Genomic DNA, 18797 nt, shown 5'->3' on the forward strand with positions numbered 1-18797 from the left:
ATTTGTTGATGCAATCTTCTATGATATGCGCCACCTAATTTATGAAGGAGTAATAACAATGAAATTAAGCAAGTTGATGTCTGGACTAGTGTTAGGTATGGTAATGTTTGGCTCTATCGCAGCGCAAGCGTCTAGTGAAAAACTCATTATCGCGCATCGTGGTGCGAGCGGCTATTTACCTGAACATACGCTAGAATCAAAAGCGTTGGCTTTTGCACAACGAGCAGATTATTTAGAACAAGATTTAGCTATGACGAAAGACAATCGTCTTATTGTCATTCATGACCATTTTTTAGATGGTTTGACTGATGTGGCTAAAAAATTTCCTGAGCGAAAACGCGCAGATGGCCGTTATTATGTGGTGGATTTCACTCTAGATGAGATTAAATCACTCGAAATGACAGAAAATTTTGAAATGAAAGAGGGTAAACAAGTGCAAGTTTATCCTAATCGTTTTCCAATGTGGAAATCACATTTTGTGCTTCATACGTTAGAAGAAGAGCTGGAGTTTATTCAGGGGCTAGAAAAATCGACAGGGAAAAGAATAGGTATTTACCCTGAAATTAAAGCGCCATGGTTACATCATAAAGAGGGCAAGGATATTGCACTTGAAACACTGAAAGTGCTGAAAAAATACGGCTATGATAATAAAGATGCGCCAGTTTATCTGCAAACCTTTGATTTTAATGAACTAAAACGAATTAAAACCGAATTGTTGCCGCAATTGGGTATGGATTTAAAATTGGTTCAGTTAGTCGCTTATACTGATTGGCATGAAACAGAAGAACAAGATAAAGATGGCAACTGGGTTAATTACAACTATGACTGGATGTTTGAGGACGGCGCAATGGCTGAAGTCGCTAAATATGCAGATGGTGTAGGTCCTGGTTGGTATATGCTAATTGATGATAAGCAATCTAAAGTGGGTAACATTGTTTATACGCCGCTCGTGAAAGAGCTAGAAAAATATAAAATGGAGCTACATCCATACACCGTGCGTAAAGATGCGTTACCTGAATTTTTCACGAATGTGGACGAAATGTATGATGCCTTATTAAATAAAGCCGGTGCTACAGGTGTGTTCACTGATTTTCCTGATACGGGGGTGGAGTTTTTAAAGAAATAATTAACGTATATTGATTTGAGTTTAACGAATTTACTACATTTATATAAATAGAAGATAGGAGATTACTTATGTTTGGTCCATTCAAACCAGCTCCACATATTGCGGAGCTGCCCGCAGATAAAATTGATTCAACCTATAAACGGCTGCGTTGGCAGGTGTTTGCGGGGATTTTCTTTGGTTATGCGGCTTATTATTTTGTGCGTGCTAACTTCGATTTAGCTCAACCAGGTTTAATTGAAGCTGGTCTTTACTCTAAAGCAGAACTAGGGGTTATTGGCTCTGCTGCAGGTCTTGCTTATGGATTATCTAAATTCGTTATGGCAGGGATGTCAGATCGCTCAAACCCTCGTGTTTTCTTACCTTTTGGTTTATTGCTTTCTGGTCTATGTATGACTTTAATGGGGTTATTCCCATGGGCAACTTCTGGTATTACCATTATGTGGATTATGATCTTCCTAAACGGTTGGTTCCAAGGTATGGGCTGGCCACCGTGTGGGCGTACAATGGTACACTGGTGGTCTAAATCTGAACGTGGAACAATAGTTTCTGTTTGGAATACTGCACATAACTTAGGCGGTATGATGCCAGGGGCAATGGTTCTACTTGCTAGTGCGCTTTTCTATAGTACTCACGGCGTGGAAGCAACGGCAAAAGATGTATGGCAACAATCACTTTACTTCCCTGGTATTGCTGCGATGATCTGTGCAATTCCTGTGTACTTTGTCATGCGTGATACTCCACAATCTTGCGGTTTACCTCCGGTCGAAAAATGGCGTAATGATTATCCGGATAACTACGATGAAAAAACTGCAGAACACGATCTTAGCACCAAACAAATTTTCGTGGACTATGTGTTGAAAAACCGCCTGTTGTGGTACATCGCTATTGCTAACGTCTTTGTATATCTCATTCGTTATGGTGTATTGAAATGGTCACCGGTATATTTAAGCGAAGTGAAACATTTTAATATCAAAGGTACAGCTTGGGCTTATACCATTTATGAATTAGCTGCAATTCCAGGTACATTACTTTGCGGTTGGGTATCAGACAAAGTCTTCAAAGGTAAACGTGGTTTAACAGGCTTTATCTTTATGATCTTAACCACTGCAGCAGTTGTAGCTTATTGGCTCAACCCTGCAACACCAGAAGCAGAATTGGCAAGCTATGCCGCTTGGTATGAAAACCCATATCAATTAATGGACTTCTTATTAATGACCCTCATAGGCTTCTTAATCTATGGACCTGTGATGCTCATTGGTTTACACGCTCTTGAACTTGCACCGAAAAAAGCTGCAGGAACCGCAGCTGGCTTTACTGGCTTATTCGGATATCTTGGTGGAACAGTAGCAGCTTCTGCCGTAGTAGGTTGGGCTGCAGAAACCTACGGCTGGGACGGCGGTTTCTATGTCATGATTGGTGCGGGTGTTCTCGCTGTATTATTGACATTCATCACCATGATTGAAGAAGGCAAGCATAAAGCGAAATTAGGCGAAACCTATGGCCAATAATTAATATACAGCTGCACCTTATACGTTATGCTAAAATGCGACTTAAGGTGCAGCTCTTGGTGAGCTCTTTGAGCTAGCCTAGAAAAACAAAAAATGCAAAGCGTAAATGCTTTGCATTTTTTTATACAAAATTAACCGCTTGTTGATGGCTTATCTATTTTTTTATTTTTGCTAATTCTTGACGCATTTGGCTAATGATAGCTTGATAATCTGCTTGATCAAAAATTGCAGAGCCAGCAACGAACATATCTGCCCCTGCTTGTGCAATATCCGCAATATTATTGACTTTCACGCCGCCATCGACTTCCAGACGGATGTTATAACCACTTTCATCAATGCGTTTACGTACTTCGCGTAATTTATCTAACGTAGAAGGAATAAATGCTTGGCCTCCAAAGCCAGGGTTTACCGACATTAATAAAATTACATCAACTTTATCCATCACATAATCTAAGTAATGTAATGGGGTAGCAGGATTAAAGACTAAACCAGATTTGCAACCGTTATCTCGGATAAGCTGTAATGAGCGGTCGATATGTTCTGTTGCTTCAGGATGAAAAGTTATGTAATTCGCGCCGGCTTTAGCAAAATCAGGAATGAGACGATCAACAGGTTTTGCCATTAAATGCACATCAATAGGACACTCAATACCGTAATCACGTAATGCTTTGCAAATAGCTGGACCGAAGGTGAGATTAGGTACATAGTGGTTGTCCATCACATCAAAATGGATCAAATCTGCGCCTGCATTGAGAACATCTCTTACATCGTCACCAAGACGAGCAAGATCAGCGGAAAGAATGGAAGGAGCAATTAAAAAGGGTTGTTGAGCCATGTGTTATCCTTATTGTCATTCACAAAAACTGTTAAGGCTAGTAATCGTTAATTTAGATTATCTAGGGACCTAAAGTGGATACCCTAGCATATTTTCCCTCGCTAAACTTCGATTTAGATCGCAAAAATTAGATTATTTATTGCCTTTTAATAAAATTTAGCTAAAAACCATAAAAAAATTGTAGCTTTTGTGATTTAACTGAGGCAAAATAATCCCACTTTCTAATTATGGTTATTCAAGGAGATAAATATGAAAAAGGGCATTCACCCTGAAAACTACAGAGAAGTATTGTTTTATGATGCCAGCGTACAACAAGGCTGGGTTATTCGTTCTTGTGCAAATACTAACAAAACAATGGTATGGACCGATGGAAAAGAGTATCCACTTTACAGCTTAGATACTTCATCGGCTTCTCACCCTGTTTATACTGGTAAGCGCCGTGAAGCTAATAACGAAGGTCGTGCGAGCAAATTCAATGAGAAATTTAAAGGTATTGCGAGTTTAACTCGTAAATAAGGAGAAAATATGCAGGTATTGAATTCATTGAAATCTGCCAAAAGCCGTCACCCAGACTGCAAAATTGTGCGCCGTAAAGGCAAGCTTTACGTGATTTGTAAAACGAATCCACGTTTTAAAGCTCGTCAAGGTTGAGGTTAAAAAAGCGTAAAAAATCTGTTAAGTCTAAGACCGTTTATCGAATAAAATAAGCGGTCTTTTTTTATTCAAAACAGAGAGAATAAAAGCTATTCCTATTTTCAACTCATTGTTTTTATTGATTAATATCAAGAAACCTCCTATTAGTTTGTTTTAACAATTTTATGCTCTTTGCCAAATTGTTAAAATCCAATATCCATTAATATCCTACTATTTTACTAAACTATTTTGGCTGATTTCACCGAACAAACCTTACCTCGCCGTCAATTTTTACGCGGACAGTTTTTAAATACATTAAAGACTGATCAGGTGAAACGCCAAGGGCAGAATGCGATTCGTCCCCCTTGGGCAGATTTAGTAAATTTTTTACAAAAATGTACCGCTTGTGATGCTTGTATTAATGCTTGCGAGATGCAGATTTTAAAACGTGGTGCGGGTGGTTATCCCGAAGTGGATTTTAGTGTCGGGCGTAAAGAGTGTAGCTTTTGTGCTGCCTGTGTAAATGTTTGCCAACAAGGTGTTTTTCGCGTAACAAGTGAAATAGCATGGGAGCATAAGATAGAAATTCAGCAAGGCTGTTTAACTCACATCGGAGTCGAATGCCGAGCCTGCGAAGATAGTTGTGAACAGCGAGCCATTCGTTTTAAACGAACAGTTGGCGGTATTGCAAAACCGATATTAAATTTAGACAACTGTAATGGCTGCGGAGCTTGTTTAGCAAGTTGCCCAAGTGATGCAATTCAAGTATTGCAAGAGGGAAGAAAGAATGCAGAATAATTTTAATCCAGAGTTAGGAAATTGGTATGTGGCAAGCCTTGTATTACAGGTAAGGCCTGAATATATCAATGAGGTAAAAGATAAATTAGCGACAATGCCATACACCGAAATCCACGGTGAAAAACCGGATGACGGTAAGTTGGTTGTGGTGATGGAAGCAGATAAAGAAAAAGCGTTGGTGAGTAAAATGGAAAGCCTACAAACTTTGGAAGGAGTGATGGCGGTTTCATTAATTTATAGCCAACGAGATGAAATTAATTAACACACTCTCCCTTTTAGGTAGCGTGACAGCTCCGGATAACGTTAGGTTATTTTGAGCAGAGAGAGGGTTAGGCATATTCTCTCCTCCCTCTGAAAATTCTACAAATTTTCTCCTCCCTCTCCTCAAAGAGAGAAGGGGTAATTTAACTAATTTATTTACAAGTGGGGAACACTATGGAACTCAATCGTCGAGACTTTATGAAAGCCAATGCTGCCGCAGCGGCGGCAGCGGCGGCAGGTATCGCCATTCCAATTAAGAATGTCTATGCCGATGATAACAAAATCAAATGGGACAAGGCTGCATGCCGTTATTGCGGGACCGGCTGCTCTGTTTTAGTGGGGACACAAAACGGCCGAGTGGTGGCAACGCAGGGTGACCCAGATGCAGAGGTGAACCGTGGTTTAAACTGTATCAAAGGTTACTTCCTTGCCAAAATTATGTACGCCGAAGACCGTTTAACTTCACCAATGTTGCGTATGAAAAATGGGAAGTTTGACAAAGAAGGTGAGTTTACACCAATTTCTTGGGATCAAGCTTTTACCATTATGGCAGACAAAGTGAAATCTATCATTAAAGAGAAAGGCCCAAATGCCGTAGGTATGTTCTCATCTGGTCAATCTACTATTTATGAAGGCTACGCTAAAGTAAAACTTTGGAAAGGGGGATTCCGTTCTAATACGATTGACCCGAATGCACGTCACTGTATGGCATCAGCAGCGGTTGCGTTTATGCGTACTTTCGGTATGGATGAGCCGATGGGCTGTTACAATGATATTGAACATGCTGAAAACTTTGTGCTTTGGGGTTCAAATATGGCAGAAATGCACCCAATTTTATGGAGTCGTATTTCTGATCGCGTACTTTCTAATAAAGAATGTAAAGTGGCTGTACTTTCAACCTATGAGCACCGTTCATTTGAGTTAGCGGATACGCCAATTATCTTTAGACCACAATCAGACCTTGCGATCCTAAACTACATAGCAAATTACATTATTCAGAACGATAAAGTAAACTGGGATTTCGTCAATAAACACACTAAATTCAAACGTGGTGAAACTGACATTGGTTATGGTTTACGTCCAGAGCATCCATTACAACAAAAAGCAGCAAATGCAAAAACAGCTGGCAAAATGTATGACAGTGATTTTGAAGAATTTAAGAAAATCGTTGCACCTTATACATTAGAAGAGGCTCATCGCATTTCTGGCGTACCGAAAGATCAATTAGAAACACTTGCGAAAATCTACGCCGATCCGAACCAGAAAGTGGTGTCATTCTGGACTATGGGATTTAACCAACATACTCGTGGCGTGTGGGTGAACCATATGATTTATAACGTTCACTTATTAACAGGTAAAATTGCATTACCTGGTAATGGGCCATTCTCATTAACCGGTCAGCCATCTGCTTGTGGTACTGCTCGTGAAGTTGGAACCTTTATCCATCGCTTGCCAGCGGATATGGTGGTAGCAAATCCAAAACACCGTGAAATCGTAGAAAAAGCGTGGAAATTACCAGAAGGCTTTATCTCTTCTGAATTAGGCTATCATGCAGTGGGTCAAGACCGTGCATTAAAAGACGGTAAACTCAACTTCCTATGGACAATGTGTACCAACAATGTTCAAGCAGGTCCGAATATCAACCAGGAGCGTTTACCAGGTTGGCGTAACCCTGAAAACTTCATTGTCGTTTCTGACCCATATCCAACCGCTTCAGCATTAACCGCCGACTTAATTCTCCCAACCTCAATGTGGGTTGAAAAAGAGGGGGCGTATGGTAATGCAGAACGTCGTACTCAAGCGTGGCGTCAAATGGTAAAAGGGCCGGGAGAATCTCGTTCAGACTTATGGCAATTAGTAGAATTTTCTAAATACTTCAAAGCTGAAGAAGTATGGAGTGACGAGATTATGGCGAAAGTGCCAGAATATCGTGGCAAAACGCTTTATGAAATCCTTTACTTAAATGGTGAAGTAAACAAATTCCAAGTACCTAGCGACATTCCTGAATACCTCAATGATGAAGCAGAGCATTTTGGCTTCTACCTCCAAAAAGGTCTCTTTGAAGAGTATGCACAATTTGGGCGTGGGCATGGACATGACTTAGCTGACTTTGAAACCTATCACCAAGTACGTGGTTTACGTTGGCCTGTAGTCGATGGTAAAGAAACTTTGTGGCGTTATCGCGAAGGTTATGACCCATATGTGAAAGCAGGTGAAGGCGTGAATTTCTACGGCAATGCAGATGGTAAGGCTGTTATTCTTGGCGTACCTTATGAAGAGCCGGCAGAATCACCAGATGAAGAGTACGATTTATGGCTTTGTACTGGACGCGTACTTGAACATTGGCATACAGGGACAATGACTCGCCGTGTACCAGAGTTACATAAAGCTTTCCCAAATAACCTTGTGTGGATGCACCCAACGGATGCACAGAAACGTGGGCTGCGTCACGGTGACAAAGTGAAGGTTATCTCTCGTCGTGGTGAAGTGATCTCCCACTTAGATACTCGTGGTCGTAATAAATGCCCTGAAGGCTTAATTTATACTACCTTCTTTGACGCTGGTCAGTTAGCAAACAAAGTGACCCTTGATGCAACCGACCCAATCTCCTTTGAAACCGATTTCAAAAAATGTGCGGTTAAGGTGGTTAAGGCATAATTGAACGTTCCTCTCTCCCTGACTTGCAGTGCTGAACACACCGCAAGCCTATCCCTCTCCCTTTAGAGGATAGGGTGGAGAAAAATCCGTAGGATTTTTCGGAGGGAGAGGGGCAATACAAGCGGTCAATTTCAGCCAAAATTTTGCAAAAAGAAGGCTATCGTGAAACTAAATCCAAATCGTCGTCAATTTTTAAAAGATGTCGGTCGTACCGCAGCTGGTGTGTGTGGTGTGGGCATTGTGTTGGCGATGCAACAAAATCAAAGTCTTGCCCGAGAAGGTGTGGCACTTCGGCCACCAGGTGCAATCGCAGATGATAAAGAATTTTCTGCCGCTTGTACTCGTTGTGGACAATGTGTTCAGGCTTGCCCATATGATATGTTGCATTTGGCAAGTTTATTATCGCCAGTGGAAGCCGGTACGCCTTATTTTACTGCGCGTGATAAACCTTGCGAAATGTGTCCTGATATTCCGTGTATGAATGCTTGCCCAAGTGGAGCATTAGGCGGATTAGAAGAGATCGATCAAGCAAGAATGGGGCTAGCGGTATTGCTAGATCACGAAACTTGCTTGAACTGGCAAGGTTTGCGTTGTGATGTATGCTACCGTGTTTGTCCATTGATTGATAAAGCGATCACTCTTGAGCGTGTACATAATGATCGCACGCAGATTCATGCGAAATTGATCCCAACTGTGCATAGCGATGCTTGTACCGGTTGTGGTAAATGTGAGCAGGCTTGTGTACTGGAAGAAGCTGCGATCAAAGTGCTGCCAATGGATCTTGCCAAAGGCTTGCTCGGCAGACATTATCGTTTAGGTTGGAAAGAAAAACAGAATGCAGGTAAAGCATTATTGGAAGACTACCATCCAGACGGTTTACGTCCTGCCTTTGAGGCGCGTATGCCAGAAGGGCAAAATCAACCAGTCTATCAATTTATGGAAGTGAAACCGGGTGTGAAGGTTTCTACGCCAAGCCGTGCAACGATGGACTATGTGCCAAACCGTACTACCGTAGAAGCACCGATTCTTAATCCAATTGATTTAGACAATGTGCCGTCTAAGCTAGGAGGGAAATAATGGCAGTAGCAAATTCCCCAAAAGAGGCAGGCAAAGAAGCACGAGAAAAACTTGGGCTATGGCGAGCGAATAAATGGCTAATTCTCCGCCGTTTAAGCCAGCTTTCCGTCATCTTGATGTTTTTAAGCGGTCCGATGTGGAATGTCTGGATTCTCAAAGGTAATTATAGTGGCAGCATGCTGTTTGACTTAATTCCAATGAGTGATCCTCTGATTACCGCAGAGAGTTTAATGACAGGTTATTTGCCTGAGTGGAAAACGTTGCTAGGGGCCGTGATTGTGATTGTGGCTTACGCCTTGCTGGCAAGTAAAGCGTTCTGTAGTTGGATTTGTCCATTGAATATAGTGACTGACGCTGCTGCATGGCTACGTCGTAAGTTAGGCATTCGCCAAACGTTAAAAATCTCCCGTAACTTACGTTATGTGATTTTGGCAGTTGTGCTTATTGGCTCAGCAGTCACAGGTAACTTAATTTGGGAGTGGATCAATCCAGTTGCTGCATTGGGACGAGTTTTTGTCTATGGCTTAGGTGCAACACTTTGGTTAGTGTTAGCCGTATTCTTGTTTGACTTACTAGTCGCTGAACATGGTTGGTGTGGGCATCTTTGTCCAATTGGTGCTATTTATGGCGTAATTGGGGCAAAAAGCATTGTACGAGTGAAAGTCGTTGATCGTGAAAAATGCGACCGCTGTATGGATTGTTACAATGTTTGCCCAGAACCACAGGTGCTACGTTCACCATTGCATGGTAAAGCCGAAGATAGCACGATTGTGCTTGCCAAAGATTGTATTAGCTGTGGACGCTGCATTGATGTGTGTGCTGAAAATGTTTTTGCTTTTTCCAACCGCTTTGCGAAAGAGAAGAGAATTATTTAAATTTTAATAATGTAGGGAACGCTTATTTCGACAAGCTCAATGACTTATGCCTGAGGTGTGTTGAAATAGATGACTGAGTTTTTAGCAGCCATATTTCCCTAGAAACGGAGTGAATTATGAAAAAATATCTTGCCTTTTTACTTGTTGCTTTATCGCCAATTGCGATGGCAAATAATATTCCATCTTCATTAGAAGGGGCTGCAGAGGCAATTTCCCCTGAGTGGCATAATATGCCTAAAGATAGTGGTAAGCATCAGCTTACTTTTGTAAACCAACCACCAATGATCCCACATAGCGTGAAAGGTTATCAAGTAACTAAAAACACTAACCAGTGTTTAAATTGTCATGGTGTTGAAAATTATCGAACAACAGGTGCTCCGCGCATTAGCCCAACGCACTTTCAAGATCGTGATGGTAATGTGACTGGTGATTCTTCACCACGCCGTTATTTCTGTTTACAGTGTCATGTAGAACAAGCAGACGTTAAACCAATTGTGGAGAATAAATTTCAGTCCACCAAAGCCTTCGGGGGTAAATAATGAAAGGATTATTTTGTAGACTCTGGAAATGGGCGAAAAGCCCAAGCAAAATGGCGGTAGGATTGGTGATTATTCTCTCGGCATTAGGCGGCATATTCTTCTGGGCCGGGACGAATACGGCATTGGAATATACTAATACCGAAGAATTTTGCTCAGGCTGCCATATGAATGATGTGGTGCCCGAATACCGTGCTTCACCACACTTTATGAACCGTAGTGGCGTGAAAGCAGATTGTGCTGATTGTCATTTACCACATGAATTTATCCCAAAATGGACGCGTAAATTCCGTGCACAGTTAGAGGTTTGGGCGCATTTCACCGGTAAAGTAGATACCAAAGAAAAATTTGAAGCGCATCGCTTAGAAATGGCACAACGTGAATGGGCAAGAATGAAAGCGAATAACTCACAAGAGTGTCGTAACTGTCATAACTTCGCGGATATGGATTTTACTCAGCAAAAAGGTGTTGCGGCGAAAATGCATGCTATGGCTGAACAAGAAGGTAAAACCTGTATTGATTGCCACAAAGGTATTGCCCACAGCTTGCCACATATGGAAGGTGTGAGTAAGTTTGGAGAATAAATCCTATAGAGAAAATGCCGACATATAGTCGGCATTTTTTTAGTATAGGCAATGGCTTGTAGCAGGCTTAATGCGAATGTATTTGTAGATGTTTATAAGCTGACAGCGAGCTTCTGTATATGCGTTTTAGCCAAAAGCAGAGATTTTTGTTAAACTAACGACTTTGTTTAAATCATCTAGTTCGCCCAAATGCAAAATAATCTTTATCAATGGCCTTGTGCGAATGCTATTTATCCGGATAGAGGAAATAAATCTTATCGTTTCAAACGGTTACGTTTTCGCTTACGTTCATTAATGAATTTACGTTCGGTGCAGGCATTCGAGCAATATGTGAATCAAAATCCAGATCTTGCGGCTTTCCTGAATACGAGAGCAAATTATAGCTACCCACTTGTACATCGTTTTTTGGATAAACGTTTTAATGCTAAGCAACGTTATCAAGCGATGGTAGATAATCTAACCTTTCTCCCTAAAAGTTTATGGCAGCAGTCGATAAGCTTTGGTGAAGTTGTACCTGAATTTTCACTTTATTTGAACATTAATGAGCAGCAGCCTATGGAAGGGTTCTGGGCACTAGAATTACGTCATAGCGAGACGAACCAACTTATTTATGTGCTCACTTTTGGTAAGTTAGCAGACAGTTTGTTGATTGCCGTTATTCAGGGGCCAAATTTTGATGGTTCAAAAGAGTTGGTGAAGAAACTGACGAAAAAATGCCATGGATTACGCCCTGCGTATTTAATGGTGGAATGTATGAAAGCATTAACTAGAGTATTAGGTTATTCAACATTGCTTGGTATTCCACAGAAATATCAGAATAAATCTCGTTTAATTCAAAGTAAACGTTATGTCGTTGATTACGATGCTATTTTCAGTGAAAGCGGTGCTTCGTTGGCGGAGTACTGGCTTTTACCACTTGCATTAAATAATAAAGATTTAAGTGATATTCCAAGCAATAAGCGCTCAATGTATCGTAAACGTTATGCAATGCTTGAACAAATTCAAGCTGCCATGCATGAGCAACTTGCTGGATTACAAGCGGTTCATATTGAGCCAAAATCTGCAAATTAAGAGAAGAAAATGAAAGAAACAATTGTTGCCCAAGCAACGCCGATCGGGCGTGGAGGTGTTGGGATTTTACGTATTTCAGGGCCGTTAGCGGAGAAGGTTGCGCAGGAAGTTCTAGGTAAGACACTTAAACCGCGAATGGCAAATTATCTGCCCTTTAAAGATCAAGATGGCACTGTGTTAGATCAAGGTATTGCTCTCTTTTTTAAAGCACCAAATTCTTTTACTGGTGAAGATGTGCTAGAGCTACAAGGGCATGGTGGGCAGATTATTTTGGATCTCTTGTTACAGCGTATTTTAAAAATTGAGGGCATTCGAATTGCCAGAGCAGGTGAGTTTTCTGAGCAAGCATTCTTAAATGATAAGCTTGATCTTGCTCAAGCAGAAGCCATTGCTGATTTGATTGATGCTACCTCTGAGCAGGCTGCCCGCTCAGCATTAAAATCGTTGCAGGGTGAATTTTCCAATAAAGTCAATGAATTGGTAGATAGTGTGATCTACCTACGAACTTACGTAGAAGCTGCTATTGACTTCCCTGATGAAGAGATTGATTTTCTTGCCGATGGCAAAATTGAAGCAAAACTCAATGAAATTATCGCTCAGCTTGATGGCGTTCGTAAAGAAGCGAAGCAGGGCTCGATTTTACGTGAAGGTATGAAAGTCGTGATTGCGGGTAAACCGAATGCGGGTAAATCAAGCCTCTTAAATGCTTTAGCTGGACGGGAAGCTGCTATTGTGACAGATATTGCTGGGACTACCCGTGATGTTTTGCGTGAGCATATTCATATTGATGGAATGCCGTTGCATATTATTGATACAGCGGGTTTACGTGAAGCAAGTGATGAAGTTGAGAAAATTGGTATTCAGCGCGCATGGGATGAAATTGGACAAGCAGATCACGTTTTATTGATGATCGATAGTACCCTGTCGGCAGCTGACCAATTTCAACAAGAGTGGGCTGATTTCTTAGCGAAATTGCCAGTAAAAATGCCTGTTACGGTAATTCGTAATAAAGTAGATTTATCGGGCGAACAAGAAGGTGTTGAACAACAAGATAATTTCACGCTTATCCGCTTATCCGCGCAAACTAAAGTGGGAGTGGAATTATTGCGAGAGCATTTAAAAAAATCTATGGGCTATCAAAGTTCAACAGAAGGTGGCTTCATCGCGCGTCGTCGTCACCTTGTTGCATTAGAAACTGCCGCGGAGCATTTGGAGCGGGGGCATACTCAGCTGACTCAATTTATGGCTGGTGAGTTGCTTGCAGAGGAGTTAAGAATGGTGCAGAATGCCTTGAGTGAAATCACTGGACAATTCACCTCTGATGATCTTCTTGGCAATATTTTTAGCTCATTTTGTATCGGTAAATAACCATTTCCCCTATTTTCCATGAGAAAAATAGGGGATTTTTCTTGCTTTTTTCCGTTAAATCCGTATTATTCACGCCCTTCTTTTTCTTGGGTTCCCTAACCCCAATAACATTTTTTAAAAAGGATTTAACATGACAACTTTTCAAATTAAAACGAACCAAACGCGTTCGCTCGTTTTGCTTTCGCTTTTCCATATCTTAATCATTAGTTTAAGCAATTATTTGGTACAAATTGCCTTTGAAATTCCACTTCCTTTTGGTGGTCGATTGCCTACGACTTGGGGAACATTTACTTTTCCATTTATCTTTTTAGCAACGGATCTCACTGTACGAGTTTTTGGTGCACCTTTAGCTCGACGTATTATTTTTGCCGTTATGTTTCCTGCTTTGTTGGTCAGTTATGTTATCTCGGTGCTCTTTTTTGAAGGACAATTTCAAGGATTTAGTCATTTAGGTGATTTTAATCTTTTCGTATTTCGCATCGCATTAGCGAGTTTTGCTGCTTATGCTGTTGGGCAGTTGATGGATATTTTTGTCTTTAACCGTTTGCGTCAAGGTAGAATTTGGTGGCTTGCACCAGCAAGTTCAACTATTTTTGGTAGTCTTATTGATACTTTTGTCTTTTTTGCAGTGGCGTTTTATCAAAGTAGTGATGAATATATGGCGGAACATTGGTTTACTATTGGTAGTGTTGATTATGCGTTCAAGCTTTTTGTCAGTCTTTTGCTATTTTTGCCACTATATGGCTTGTTGCTGAATTTTTTAGTGAAAAAATTAAAGTAATCAAGCGGATGATTTTGAATGCTTTTTTGCAAAAAATTTTGTATTCCGTACCGCTTGTATGTGCAAGTCGTGAATTTTAAGGCTAAAGCGCGTATAATTCCTGAACTTTTATTGTTATAAGAAGGTTTGTATGAAAAATATTCCAATTAGAACTGAAGCAGAAATAGAAAAATTGCGTATTGCTTGTAAGTTAGCCTCTGATGTACTGGTGATGATAGAACCTTACGTTAAAGAGGGGGTAACAACGGGCGAATTGGATCGCATTATGCATGATTATATTGTTAATCAGCAACAAGCAATTCCTGCATGTTTAAACTATCATGGCTTTCCAAAAGCAACATGTATTTCACTAAATGAAGTTGTTTGTCATGGTATCCCTAGTGATGATAAAAAACTGAAGAAAGGCGATATTCTCAATATCGACGTAACCGTTATCAAAGATGGTTACTTTGGCGATAACTCGAAAATGTATGTGATTGGTGAGCCAAGTATTAAAGATAAACGTTTATTAGAGGTAACTCTGGAAAGCTTATACATTGGTTTAAGAGTAATTAAGCCAGGTGTTCGTTTAAATCAAATAGGTAAAGCAATTCAACAATATGCCGAGAAAGAAGGCTTCTCTGTGGTTAGAGAATATTGTGGGCATGGTGTTGGTACGGAGTTCCATTGTGATCCTCAGGTATTACATTATTATGCTGATGATGGTGGTGTCGTATTACAAGAAGGTATGGTATTTACGGTTGAGCCGATGATTAATTCGGGTAAAAAAGAGATTCGCTTAATGGGTGATGGTTGGACTGTAAAAACCAAAGATCGTAGTCATTCTGCACAATATGAGCACCAAATTGTCGTGACGAAAGATGGTTGCGAAGTATTGACGATTCGTGATGAAGAGATTTCTGCAGGACGTATTCAGCGTTTGATGGTTAATGCATAATTAGGGTGTGTTTTCATATGTAAAAAAACGGTCAGCATATATGCTGACCGTTTTTTTGTTATTTTGTACGACTATGCAGAACATACTCCACAAGTTGCTGCAGCGGAGAACATCCACACTTGTTTTTCTTGCTCTTTGATGTAGTCGCTCATTTGAGATGCCGTACCTTCATCATCAAGATCGTTTGCAAGATTTAAGATTGCTCGTTGTTGTTTTAATAAGGTTTGGAAGCCTTCCAAAGTACCTGTTAAGCAATGCTGTGCAGATTGTGTACCTAAATCTTCTTTAATTAAGGAAGATTGTAAATATTGGCTAAAACCATTATCTGGCACGTGGCCTAAAGTTAAGATACGTTCTGCGATTTCATCTACTTTTACAACTAAATCATCATAGATTTCTTCGAATTTTGCGTGTAATTCAAAGAAACTTACACCTTTGATGTTCCAGTGATAGCCACGCACGTTAGTATAAAATACTTGGTAGCTTGCGAGTAGATTATTTAATTCTTTTGCGAGTTTTTCTGATGATACTGCGTTTAAACCGATTGCATTAGTCATATTGTTTCTCCTATGTTTTGGTTGCTGATTTCTTAAACTATGAAAAGTATAGTGCAAAAAAATACAGTTGTGAAATAGAAAAAATTAATCCATTTGATAAATCAAGGCTATTGTATAAATAAAATTAATTTACATTTCCTATCAATGCGGACAGTTATGAGAAACGATTGCATTTATACTTTAAAATGCGTTAAGCCATATTGATAGAGTTCATTTTTTTTACAGTTAAAGGTGTCGGCCACGATACTTGCTGCTTTTTTTAAGGGGAGCTCCTTATTTAGTAAGGATAATAATTTCAGCGCTTGTATTGGCAATTCATTTTGTTCACGTAGTGTTTTACCTTCAACCACTAAGACAATCTCGCCTTTAATACGATTAGAATCCTGTAGGAGCCATCCCCGTAATGTGGCAATTTCTGCACCTTGAATAGTTTCCCAAGTTTTAGTGAGTTCTCGTGCCATAACCACATAACGTGTTTGTCCGAATATCTCTTGCATGTCTGCTAGCGTATCTAAAATACGATGGGTTGATTCATAGAAGATAAGTGTTCGGCTTTCTTGAGCAAGTTCTGTTAATTTATCGCAACGCGCTTTAGTTTTAGCGGGTAAAAAGCCTTCAAAACAAAAACGATCAGAAGCGATTCCCGAACTACATAATGCAGCAATAGCTGCGCAAGCACCCACAATAGGCACAACTTGGATTCCTGCTTGACGACAGGCTCTAACAAGATGAAAGCCAGGATCGCTAATTAATGGTGTGCCCGCATCGGATACTAACGCAATATTGAACCCTTGTGCTAGTTTTTCCACTAAGACTGTAGCTCGTTGTTGCTCATTGTGATCGTGTAAAGCGAAAAAAGGTTTTTTGATGCCATAATGGCTGAGCAGTAAACCGCTATGGCGAGTATCTTCAGCGGCAATAAGATCTACTTGCTCAAAAGTATTTAACGCGCGTTGAGTAATATCTTCTAAATTGCCAATTGGGGTGGCGACAATATATAAAGTACCGAATTGTCCGTTTTTCATTTGCATTTCCACTGTTTGATGAGTAACATTCCGCCTTAATATCTACCGGCAGATTACTATTTTGTTTAAAAAGAGGTAAGAAAATGTCGCACATTTTAGTACAAAGTCGTGCTTTTAGCCAAAAAATGAAAACAATTCTAGTACCATCGGCTCTTGCTGTTTTACTAGTAGCTTGTTCAGGAAATCATATTTCTGAAACCTTAAAAAATGAAGCCTATGCAAATTCTGAGTTTTACATTAATAAAGCTGATCAAAGTAATAAAATTGAAGAACAACAAACCTACCGTCTATTAGCAGTGCGTAAACTGATTGACGAAAATAAAAGTTATGAAGCTCAAAATACTTTTGCTGAGTTGAATGCTGAAAAATTAAACGAATTGCAAAAATTGGAGTACCAGCTATTAAGTGCACAGCTTGCTGCTTTGCAAGGGAATGATGCTGCTGCTATAGAGGTGTTAAAATCATTACCTCAGCATCAATTAAGCCAATCTCAATTATTGCGGGTGTATAGAACTCAAGCTAAGGTAGCAGAAAATCGAAAAGACGTGATCGAAACCGTTCGTGCGCTTGCCTTTATGGATAACTATTTAACAGATAATCAGTCACGTCAGGAAAATAACGATAAAATTTGGTCATTATTACGTAGTGCTAATCGAGGCATGATTGATAAAGCAAGAGCAGAAGCTGGAGAGTTAGGGCTAGCTGGCTGGTTGGCGTTAGTGCAAACTTATAATCGTAATATGAATAATCCTTCGGCATTACCACAGCTACTTGAAAACTGGAAAAATGAATATCCAAATCATTCTGCGAATCGTTTGATGCCGTCAGAGTTAAAAGATGTGCAAAGTTTCCAACAAACCCAATTAAATGGGGTCGCACTGTTTTTACCATTAAGTGAAGATGCTAGTACCTTAGGCCAGTTGATTAAACGTGGTTTTGATGATGCCAAGGGTGCCGATTCTATTCCAGTGAAAGTTTATGACACGGATAGTAAGCCATTAGAAGATTTGATTACGGATGCTAAAAATGATGGGGTGCAAACGATCATTGGTCCATTACTAAAATCTCGAGTTGATGAGATGGTTGCAAGCGCTCAAATTGGCAATGTAAATGTACTGGCATTAAATTCTACTCCGAATGTAAAAGCCATTTCACGGGTATGCTATTACGGCTTATCGCCAGAAGCAGAGGCAAAAGCCGCTGCTGAGCGTTTCTTCCGTGATGGTATTTCTCATGCGCTTGTCGCTACTCCACAAGGTGATTTTGGACAACGCTCTGCCGATGCCTTTGCTCAACGCTGGCGTCAGCTGACAGGCAAAGATGCGGATATTCGCTATTATAATGAACCATTAGATAGTGTCGCATCATTACAAAATAGTGCAGTAGGTGCTGGAGCTGGATTATATGCGTTAGGTACAGCAGAGCAGGTTCTACAAATTAAACAAGAATTAGATGCTTCACAATTGGCAAATCAGTTTCCAATTTATACATCATCGCGTAGTAACTCAAGCCATAATGATCAAGATTTTCGTTTAGCAATGGAGGGGGTGAAATTTAGTGAAATTCCATTGTTAGCAGATGTAAGTTCTGATGAATATCGTAAAGCTGGGCAGTTAGCAGATAATGATTTTGCAATGATGCGCCTGTATGCTATGGGGTCTGATGCATGGTCGATTGCCAATAAATTCAATGAATTCCGTCAAATTCCTGGTTACAAAGTTTCAGGTTTAACAGGCATTCTAAGTGCAGGTAGAAATTGCAACATTGAACGAGAAATGAGCTGGTTGCAGTATCGTGCTGGTGAAGTGGTTAGCGCTAACTGATGCGTAAACAGGGAGAAGCATTTGAGCAAAGAGCCAAAGTGTTTTTACAGGCACAAGGGTTAAAATTTATCGCTCAGAATCAGACTTTTAAAGTGGGTGAGCTAGATTTGGTGATGCAAGATGGCTCTACGACAGTTTTTGTAGAGGTCCGCCAACGTAAAAGCGCTTACTTTGGTTCTGCAGTAGAAAGTATTGATTACCGTAAGCAGCAAAAATGGCTAAAGGCTGCAAATCTTTGGTTGATGCAACGTAATCAAAGCTTGGATACTGCGGATTGTCGGTTTGATGTTATTGCTTTTGAAGGGAATGCTCCTCCTGTATGGCTCAAAAATTTTTTAGGCTAA

At 40.3% G+C, this 18797-nt stretch carries 20 protein-coding genes; 17 read left to right on the top strand and 3 right to left on the bottom strand.

What is annotated here, in order from left to right; genetic code table 11:
* Positions 1 to 76 precede the first annotated feature (76 nt).
* Positions 77 to 1126, top strand: a complete 1050-nt coding sequence (glpQ, locus tag F542_RS02455) for a glycerophosphodiester phosphodiesterase (RefSeq protein WP_407636812.1) — start codon at positions 77 to 79, stop codon at positions 1124 to 1126.
* A 68-nt stretch (positions 1127 to 1194) separates the two neighbouring features.
* Positions 1195 to 2634, top strand: coding sequence for a glycerol-3-phosphate transporter (gene glpT / locus F542_RS02460; RefSeq protein ID WP_015433116.1), 1440 nt, complete (start codon positions 1195 to 1197; stop codon positions 2632 to 2634).
* A gap of 154 nt (positions 2635 to 2788) precedes the next feature.
* On the opposite strand, the gene rpe is transcribed toward glpT, so the two are convergent.
* A complete protein-coding gene (gene rpe, locus F542_RS02465) occupies positions 2789 to 3469 on the bottom strand; it encodes a ribulose-phosphate 3-epimerase (protein ID WP_015433115.1) in 681 nt (226 codons plus the stop codon).
* A 249-nt stretch (positions 3470 to 3718) separates the two neighbouring features.
* On the opposite strand from rpe, the gene F542_RS02470 reads away from it, so the two are divergent.
* The 13 genes from F542_RS02470 (at position 3719) to map (ending at position 15048) form a co-directional block, all read left to right on the top strand.
* Positions 3719 to 3985 carry a type B 50S ribosomal protein L31 gene (locus F542_RS02470; protein ID WP_015433114.1) on the top strand — a complete coding sequence of 89 codons (267 nt, stop codon included), beginning with the start codon at positions 3719 to 3721 and terminating at the stop codon, positions 3983 to 3985.
* Positions 3986 to 3994: 9 nt separating this feature from the next.
* Complete coding sequence (gene ykgO / locus F542_RS02475) at positions 3995 to 4120, top strand: type B 50S ribosomal protein L36 (protein WP_015433113.1); 126 nt, start codon at positions 3995 to 3997, stop codon at positions 4118 to 4120.
* Positions 4121 to 4351: 231 nt separating this feature from the next.
* Entirely contained in the window at positions 4352 to 4900 is a 549-nt protein-coding gene (napF, locus tag F542_RS02480; RefSeq protein ID WP_015433112.1) for a ferredoxin-type protein NapF, read from the top strand.
* The gene (locus F542_RS02485) at positions 4890 to 5162 is read left to right on the top strand and encodes a chaperone NapD (RefSeq protein WP_025266826.1); all 273 of its coding nucleotides are present in this window, start codon (positions 4890 to 4892) and stop codon (positions 5160 to 5162) included. The genes napF and F542_RS02485 overlap by 11 nt, the downstream gene beginning before the upstream one ends.
* A gap of 173 nt (positions 5163 to 5335) precedes the next feature.
* A complete protein-coding gene (napA, locus tag F542_RS02490) occupies positions 5336 to 7819 on the top strand; it encodes a nitrate reductase catalytic subunit NapA (RefSeq protein WP_015433110.1) in 2484 nt (827 codons plus the stop codon).
* 162 nt (positions 7820 to 7981) lie between these two features.
* Complete coding sequence (gene napG / locus F542_RS02495; RefSeq protein WP_015433109.1) at positions 7982 to 8896, top strand: ferredoxin-type protein NapG; 915 nt, start codon at positions 7982 to 7984, stop codon at positions 8894 to 8896.
* Positions 8896 to 9771, top strand: a complete 876-nt coding sequence (gene napH / locus F542_RS02500) for a quinol dehydrogenase ferredoxin subunit NapH (RefSeq protein ID WP_015433108.1) — start codon at positions 8896 to 8898, stop codon at positions 9769 to 9771. The genes napG and napH overlap by 1 nt, the downstream gene beginning before the upstream one ends.
* 116 nt (positions 9772 to 9887) lie before the next feature.
* The gene (locus F542_RS02505; protein WP_015433107.1) at positions 9888 to 10310 is read left to right on the top strand and encodes a nitrate reductase cytochrome c-type subunit; all 423 of its coding nucleotides are present in this window, start codon (positions 9888 to 9890) and stop codon (positions 10308 to 10310) included.
* Positions 10310 to 10891: a NapC/NirT family cytochrome c gene (locus F542_RS02510; protein WP_015433106.1), complete on the top strand. Its 582-nt coding sequence runs from the start codon at positions 10310 to 10312 to the stop codon at positions 10889 to 10891. The genes F542_RS02505 and F542_RS02510 overlap by 1 nt, the downstream gene beginning before the upstream one ends.
* 189 nt (positions 10892 to 11080) lie before the next feature.
* On the top strand, positions 11081 to 11962 hold the full coding sequence (locus tag F542_RS02515; protein WP_015433105.1) for a VirK/YbjX family protein: 882 nt from the start codon (positions 11081 to 11083) through the stop codon (positions 11960 to 11962).
* 9 nt (positions 11963 to 11971) lie between these two features.
* Positions 11972 to 13330, top strand: coding sequence for a tRNA uridine-5-carboxymethylaminomethyl(34) synthesis GTPase MnmE (mnmE, locus tag F542_RS02520; protein ID WP_015433104.1), 1359 nt, complete (start codon positions 11972 to 11974; stop codon positions 13328 to 13330).
* A 130-nt stretch (positions 13331 to 13460) separates the two neighbouring features.
* Positions 13461 to 14111 carry a 7-cyano-7-deazaguanine/7-aminomethyl-7-deazaguanine transporter gene (locus F542_RS02525; RefSeq protein ID WP_015433103.1) on the top strand — a complete coding sequence of 217 codons (651 nt, stop codon included), beginning with the start codon at positions 13461 to 13463 and terminating at the stop codon, positions 14109 to 14111.
* A gap of 130 nt (positions 14112 to 14241) precedes the next feature.
* The gene (map, locus tag F542_RS02530) at positions 14242 to 15048 is read left to right on the top strand and encodes a type I methionyl aminopeptidase (RefSeq protein WP_015433102.1); all 807 of its coding nucleotides are present in this window, start codon (positions 14242 to 14244) and stop codon (positions 15046 to 15048) included.
* 71 nt (positions 15049 to 15119) lie between these two features.
* On the opposite strand, the gene F542_RS02535 is transcribed toward map, so the two are convergent.
* Together F542_RS02535 and rsmI are read right to left on the bottom strand one after the other, a co-directional pair.
* Positions 15120 to 15605 (bottom strand): Dps family protein, encoded by a 486-nt coding sequence (locus tag F542_RS02535; protein WP_015433101.1) that lies wholly within the window; start codon positions 15603 to 15605, stop codon positions 15120 to 15122.
* A gap of 173 nt (positions 15606 to 15778) precedes the next feature.
* A complete protein-coding gene (rsmI, locus tag F542_RS02540) occupies positions 15779 to 16630 on the bottom strand; it encodes a 16S rRNA (cytidine(1402)-2'-O)-methyltransferase (protein ID WP_025266827.1) in 852 nt (283 codons plus the stop codon).
* A gap of 83 nt (positions 16631 to 16713) precedes the next feature.
* On the opposite strand from rsmI, the gene F542_RS02545 reads away from it, so the two are divergent.
* Entirely contained in the window at positions 16714 to 18453 is a 1740-nt protein-coding gene (locus F542_RS02545; RefSeq protein WP_015433099.1) for a penicillin-binding protein activator, read from the top strand.
* A complete protein-coding gene (locus F542_RS02550) occupies positions 18453 to 18797 on the top strand; it encodes a YraN family protein (protein ID WP_025266828.1) in 345 nt (114 codons plus the stop codon). The genes F542_RS02545 and F542_RS02550 overlap by 1 nt, the downstream gene beginning before the upstream one ends.

Source organism: Bibersteinia trehalosi USDA-ARS-USMARC-188 (assembly GCF_000521725.1).
Lineage (GTDB): Bacteria > Pseudomonadota > Gammaproteobacteria > Enterobacterales > Pasteurellaceae > Bibersteinia > Bibersteinia trehalosi.